The sequence below is a fragment of the Peribacillus sp. NPDC058002 genome (assembly GCF_042886655.1).
Taxonomy (GTDB): domain Bacteria; phylum Bacillota; class Bacilli; order Bacillales; family DSM-1321; genus Peribacillus; species Peribacillus aracenensis.
Map to the genome: position 1 here is coordinate 1 of NZ_JBHVQU010000233.1, position 5,276 is coordinate 5,276.

General features: G+C 37.9%; 4 protein-coding genes. 1 reads left to right on the forward strand and 3 read right to left on the reverse strand.

The window, feature by feature from the left end; all coding sequences use genetic code 11:
* Positions 1 to 556 precede the first annotated feature (556 nt).
* Positions 557 to 1,519 (forward strand): D-2-hydroxyacid dehydrogenase, encoded by a 963-nt coding sequence (locus tag ACFVSH_RS22370; protein ID WP_387707892.1) that lies wholly within the window; start codon positions 557 to 559, stop codon positions 1,517 to 1,519.
* 511 nt (positions 1,520 to 2,030) lie between these two features.
* On the opposite strand, the gene ACFVSH_RS22375 is transcribed toward ACFVSH_RS22370, so the two are convergent.
* The 3 genes from ACFVSH_RS22375 to ACFVSH_RS22385 form a co-directional block, all read right to left on the reverse strand.
* Complete coding sequence (locus tag ACFVSH_RS22375) at positions 2,031 to 2,210, reverse strand: IDEAL domain-containing protein (protein ID WP_342615585.1); 180 nt, start codon at positions 2,208 to 2,210, stop codon at positions 2,031 to 2,033.
* Between the two features lie 792 nt (positions 2,211 to 3,002).
* A complete protein-coding gene (locus ACFVSH_RS22380; protein ID WP_377454307.1) occupies positions 3,003 to 3,455 on the reverse strand; it encodes a JAB domain-containing protein in 453 nt (150 codons plus the stop codon).
* Positions 3,456 to 4,542: 1,087 nt separating this feature from the next.
* Positions 4,543 to 4,920, reverse strand: a complete 378-nt coding sequence (locus tag ACFVSH_RS22385; RefSeq protein ID WP_387707894.1) for a hypothetical protein — start codon at positions 4,918 to 4,920, stop codon at positions 4,543 to 4,545.
* Between the last annotated feature and the right edge of the window lie 356 nt (positions 4,921 to 5,276).

Here is a 5,276-nt window from a genome sequence, read left to right on the forward strand (position 1 = left end):
AATGGATTTCGAGATGCGGAGTCCATTATTTTTTTTGCTTTTTCCCATGCCCATTCAACCGATCGGCTAGAACAGAACTCTATAACACTCTCTGCTAGTCTACGTGAAAACCGAAAAAGATTCTGGTAAATGAATTCAGAAGTAGTAGCGTTACAAATACTCGCTTAATCGCAGGATTTCATCAACCTTGAACCACAGTGCAAAGAATCTTTAATAAAAGGTTAGTTGTGAAATATCTTTTCTGTGCTAATTTTTTGACCACTTATCAAAAGTAATTCTCAAAGTTCAATAAAATGGCCTTCATGGCTTGGCTGGAGTTTCCCTTTTTTCTAATCCTTTGTAGAAAGTGCATGAACAAAATCACCAGTTAATCCTCGACCGTCAATTCTTCATCCAATAAGTATCTCTTTGTAAATAGGTTTCTACTTAAAGTAACAAGCTGGTGTTAAAGAATGAATTGGACTTTTGTGGTAAGTTATTAAAGTAAGATTTAAAGTCATTGTCTTAGTGGGAAGTATTCATACTATATTTAAGGAATCAATAAAGGAGAGAATCCATGGTAGGTACACACAAACCAAACATTCTTGTATTTAGTCCTATTCAGAAAGAGGTTGAAGCTTATGCTGATTGTATCCGCAATACTGGGTTTATATCAGTAAAGGCAGCGAAAACTTTGGGGGAAGTAGAAAAATTTTTACCAGGTACAGAAGTAATTTTGGGTTGGAATTTCCCTACACAATTACTATGTAAACCAATGGCCTCATCTGTTCGCTGGTTTCAGTCAATGGGAGCCGGAGTCAATGATTTGATTGCAGACAAATCAATACCTAAAAACATTACATTAACCCGAATTATTGACCAATTTGGTGCTTACATCTCTGAATATGTATTTTCGTTTCTCTTGGACATAGTGAAAGACGGTCCTCGGATGAAACAATCTCAAATGGAACGGAGGTGGGATCCTTTCATTTCTGACACTCTAAAGGGGAAAACAATCGGGGTGGCTGGACTTGGATCGATTGGCACTGAACTTGTACGTAAAGCTCGAGCATTTGATATGAATGTACATGGATTAAGCTTTAGTGGAAAACAAGCAACACTCGTGGATCTTCACTTTACTCCAGATCAAAGGGGTGAATTTGTAAAAGATCTAGATTATTTGGTCCTAACCCTCCCTTTAACGGATTCCACTTATCATATCCTTAACAAGGACCTTCTTTTAGCGATGAAATCCAGCGCTTACCTTATCAACGTTGGCCGTGGAGCATTGATAGATGAAGGGGGTTTAATATCTGTCATGCGAGCAGGACATCTTCAGGGAGCCGTCCTCGATGTGTTTGAGACAGAGCCGTTGCCGAAAGAACATGTCTTCTGGTCAATGCCGAATGTGTTTGTCACTTCTCATCTGTCAGGACCAAGTACGATTAACGAAGTGAGCAACTTTTTTCTTGAAAATTTAAGGAGATTTTTAAGCGAACAACCGTTAAATGGATTGGTAGATCGGAACCGAGGGTATTAAACCATATAATAATTGTTGTTATTTGCTTTCAATGGATATTTATTGAGACAGCCGCATTTTTCAACCGAGGAATGCGGCTGTCAAACTGAAAGTAAATAATAAATAGTTTTAGTTTTACTAAAAGTACTTTCTAAAGTCTGTAGACATATTAAGATATAGGTGTGTGCAATTTTTATATTCTAACGAGGTTAATGGTAAAATACCTAAACATAGATCATCACTTTTGATAGCTTTTTTAGGCTATCCATAAAAGAAAGCCCTGAATTTTTAGTAAAGGTCCAAGATAATTATATTGAATGTTAAAACAATGCTACCTTACGCAACAGACATTTAGGTTTAGTTATCTTATGTATTCTTATAGATGGAGCATTGAATCTACTTGAGGTCCTACAAGCATTCTAAGACCACTTAAAATAAAAAATGAATCAGGAAATTAAGCAGCATTACCTGATTCATTTTTTATTAAGTTAGGCGTTATCTTTTTTTATTAAGTTCTGTTTCTGTTTGGATTTTATGTTGTCCGTTTTAATTCATTTGTTAACCGGATAAATTCTTCCTTATTACGGTTTTTCAATGAGTCGTCGATTTGTTTTTCAATTTGGGCTTTCCTGTAATCGGCAAGGGCTCTTTTTAGTACCATTTCAGCGGTCACTTCAGGTTCCAGTAGCGTTTCAGGCAATTGCTTTTCCATAAGAAACCAACTCCTTTACCTTTTTTCTATTATACTGAGCATCTTGAGGATTATTATTATTTTATAAAGTGCTTGTCTTGCTCCTTTTTCTATTTTCATCGGAATTATCACAACGGGCAAAAGATCCTTAATAGGTCGTTGTGAAACTATCCTTTCTGAACTGATTTTGCCCGCTTTTCAAAAGTAATTCTCAAAGTTCAATAAAATGGCCTTCATAGATTGGCTTGAGGGAATTGTCATGCATGAATACCTCACCCCGCTAAATCTATGCCTCCTTTATTCGAAGGGTGATCTCTGCTCGTTTTTCTTTGAAACTACGAGCTTCTTTTACCTTGGTGATACCATTTAGCAAGAATATTGAATTGCGAGGGATATATTATGATGAAAAGGAAAAAAAGGATACGGAGATAAAGAAACTGTTTGCGAAACTAATGGAACAGGCGAGTTACAAGGCTGGAGGGTAAATTGTAAAGGGAAAGATAAAGTAAGAAGCAAGCGAAGGAATAACATTCTGACTTTTAATACGAGAGTAGAATATTTGCTCAGCAAATTGCTCCTTTTACCTGAAGGCGCTACTGTAAGTTTTAGAGGTTGCCTCAAACAACCGTCAAGCAGGCTCGATGCCTGCTCTAAATCGAGAAAAAACGGATTTTTTTCTCCATGCGTGAACGCACCAGCTGATGATCCAGCCGGTGTGCCTCCTTTTATTGTTTTTTCCTTCAGGTGCTTTTTCCCAAGGTACTCAATAACTAAAGGGGGACGTTGCCCCCCTTTGCTTGTCCAATTTCTTTTTCAAAAATATCCCTTTGCTTTTAAGCTAACATACTTACCCGTATGGGAAACAATCAAATGGTCTAAAACTTCAATCCCCATAATTTTCCCTGCTTCCGCCAATCGCTTTGTTACTTCAATGTCTTCCATACTCGGGGTTGGGTCACCCGATGGGTGCTGATGGCTGACGATAAGGGAAGCCGCGTTGTTTAAAATGGCGCATTTCAGCACATCTCTAGGATGGACGACACTCGCATTCAGACTTCCTACATGCGCCCGATGAAGACCTACCACATGATTTTTCGTGTTGAGCATCATGACAAGGAACACTTCCCTGTCCTCGTTTGCGATTTGCGCGGCGGCCAATTCCCGGGCATCTTCTGCATTGCGGATTTGGAAGGCCGCAAACGGCTCAACCATTTCCCTGATTTCTTGCTTGATTCGTACCACTTCAAAAATTGGGGATAATTCCATTTTCAAAACTCCTTTTCATTTTTTTATTTGTTGCCCTTTTGTTTTCTATGATGAGTGTTTCTTTCCTATTTTCATTTGCCTTGCGAAGCGGTTTGTTCCCCAAAGGGGGATTAGTTTTCCCCTTTGACATGTAGAACGAAAAACACGCATAGACAATCGGTCAAGGGATTAAGCACAAAAAGTTTTTGATGTTGCGATAGCGTCCCTAATCCAAAAGTTTTTTGCCCCTTGATCGATGGGCTGGCCATCTTAGCTTCCTGCCGGAAAGGTTCGGGTGTCCTACCGGCTGGGAGATTAGTCGGCCTGCGCTGTTTTACGATTCGGAAGGCAAAGGGAAAAAATAATAAAAAAAGCAGCCGCCCGGCTGCTTTCCTTGTGACCTTTTATTCTATTAATCCTTTAATCCCTTATTCTTACAGTTTCCGGCTCGTTCGGTATGGCGGCAAGCCGTAAATGGTACAGGAACCTACTGAATTTAGGCGAAGCATGAGTCATACAGTTCGACGTTATCAAATCATTTAATGCCGAATCGACACGTACAGAAAGTTGTAGAAAAGTCCCATTTATTTGAAATGGTCAACAAACAAAATAAACTCACCGTTCGGGTATTTATGAAATATTTATTCCATCATTTTTCTCATATTCTGTATCTCTAGATTAATAAAAGTGAAAGACGATAAACCCCATGGCTCCCAAGGGGTTTATTTTGGTGTAACTTCCTCTAATGGAGTTGTGATTAATTTAAAAAATAATTTAATCGATAGGAGAGAATTGCTATGACTATTTTGTGGAGGTTGGTATGACATGAAGATGACCTCACTATATGAACAGGGAAAGATTTATGTTGCCTAATATTCTGAGGGATGTTTCCCGCCTGTGAAAAATAACGTGGCAAAGCTTCCAACATTTCGCTATTTTCCTTGGGACGTAAAGGTAGCCAAACAAATAAAACCCCCGCACCAACTTTTCAGGCTGATACAAGGGCAATAGTCGCGTTTTATTGATTAAACCAATTTGTTTGGGTGCAAAAAGAGTCTTTAGCCTTTACAAATCAATCCCAGGTCTTTTTTTTCATTCATTTAGTGAATTAATCATAAAAGATTAAATGCATATCACTGTTAGTCCTTGATTTAGCAAAAAATTCTGCTTCATTTCCTCCATCAACAAAGTTACCAATACCCCGGAAAATACCACATTTGCCTCGTTCTATATATCTTACCCCTACATAATCATTATAACTGTCAGGATCGTACTCCCATAATTCAACTTTTAACTTACCAGCTGGACCCACGTAAGAATCCCGACAAATCTTATAATCTCCACCAGTAGAGGCAAACACATCACTTTCAGCACCATTAGAATAAAGAGATTGTTCCCCCAAGTAATCCCAGCCACTTGCAAATGTAGAAGAAGGGAACAACAACGCGGCTAACAATGTCACAGCAATCATTTTAAACATTTTCATGCTCATTCCTCCTCACCCGTTTTGACTTGAAACATATTATTCTCCATATAATTTTAATCAACATTTTTTATATTATCATCTATCCAAAGGTTCAATTTTTCATGAAGCGTTTTTGTAGTATCACTACTTCATCCAAACGGTTAACCTTCTCCCTGATTTCCTGCTTGATTTCTTCCACTTCAAAAATTGGGGTTAATTCCATTTCTAAAACTCCATTTCATTCAGCCAAGTTGTCTGGTGATAATCAGTATTATGTTAACTAAAGAGTTTTCATTTCTATATATTTCTATATATTAGGACAAATGATATAAATCGTAGTACAGTAGTACAATCATTTTTGATCTACTCACACATAA